Origin of the sequence: Kitasatospora sp. NPDC059160 (assembly GCF_042755465.1) — a bacterium.
In the GTDB taxonomy this organism is placed as follows: Bacteria; Actinomycetota; Actinomycetes; order Streptomycetales; family Streptomycetaceae; genus Kitasatospora.
The window spans coordinates 100609-102060 of the sequence record NZ_JBHZCN010000020.1 but is presented as its reverse complement, the minus strand read 5'-3'; the positions used below and the strand labels follow the sequence as shown (position 1 = coordinate 102060).

The following is a 1452-nucleotide window of genomic DNA, read 5'->3' as shown; positions in this document are numbered from 1 at the left end:
TACGTGCTTCGGCGTGGAAAGCGTTCTGGGATTGACTGTGTCGGGCACGTTGTTGGGTCCTGAGGGAACGGAAGTTGCCTCTAGGATGCCGGCCTCACTCGAGGTGGTCCTTTGGATCATCGAGGGTGTGTGACTGGTCGTTGTTTGAGAACTGCACAGTGGACGCGAGCATCTGTGGCCAAGTTTTTAAGGGCGCACGGTGGATGCCTTGGCACTAGGAACCGATGAAGGACGTGGGAGACCGCGATAGGCCCCGGGGAGCTGTCAACCGAGCTTTGATCCGGGGGTGTCCGAATGGGGAAACCCGGCAGTCGTCATGGGCTGTCACCCGCTGCTGAACACATAGGCAGTGTGGAGGGAACGCGGGGAAGTGAAACATCTCAGTACCCGCAGGAAGAGAAAACAACCGTGATTCCGGGAGTAGTGGCGAGCGAAACTGGATGAGGCTAAACCGTTTTGGTGTGAGACCCGGCAGGGGTTGCCGAAGCGGGGTCGTGGGAATGAGCTTCAGTCGTCTGCCGGCGGCTGGGCGAGTCAGAAACCGTATGGGTAGTCGAAGGACATGCGAAAGGTCCGGCGTAGAGGGTAAGACCCCCGTAGACGAAATCTGTACGGCTTGCTTGCTCATCTCCCAAGTAGCACGGGGCCCGAGAAATCCCGTGTGAATCTGGCGGGACCACCCGCTAAGCCTAAATATTCCCTAGTGACCGATAGCGGATAGTACCGTGAGGGAATGGTGAAAAGTACCGCGGGAGCGGAGTGAAATAGTACCTGAAACCGTGTGCCTACAAGCCGTGGGAGCGTCGTTCACCAGTTTACTGGTGGGCCGTGACTGCGTGCCTTTTGAAGAATGAGCCTGCGAGTTTGCGGTGTGTAGCGAGGTTAACCCGTGTGGGGTAGCCGTAGCGAAAGCGAGTCCGAATAGGGCGACCCAGTTGCATGCCCAAGACCCGAAGCGGAGTGATCTAGCCATGGGCAGGTTGAAGCGCGGGTAAGACCGTGTGGAGGACCGAACCCACCAGGGTTGAAAACCTGGGGGATGACCTGTGGTTAGGGGTGAAAGGCCAATCAAACTCCGTTATAGCTGGTTCTCCCCGAAATGCATTTAGGTGCAGCGTCACGTGTTTCTTGCCGGAGGTAGAGCACTGGATAGGCGATGGGCCTTACCGGGTTACTGACCTTAGCCAAACTCCGAATGCCGGTAAGTGAGAGCGTGGCAGTGAGACTGTGGGGGATAAGCTCCATGGTCGAGAGGGAAACAGCCCAGAACACCGACTAAGGTCCCTAAGCGTGTGCTAAGTGGGAAAGGATGTGGAGTCGCAGAGACAACCAGGAGGTTGGCTTAGAAGCAGCCACCCTTGAAAGAGTGCGTAATAGCTCACTGGTCAAGTGATTCCGCGCCGACAATGTAGCGGGGCTCAAGCACACCACCGAAGTCGTGTCATTCCACGT

Annotated in this window: 1 rRNA gene (only partly in view); it reads left to right on the top strand. The window is 57.1% G+C overall.

Annotated elements, in window-relative coordinates:
• Positions 1-176 precede the first annotated feature (176 nt).
• Positions 177-1452: ribosomal RNA gene (locus tag ACFXOZ_RS11405) — 23S ribosomal RNA — on the top strand; it runs 1640 nt beyond the window's last position.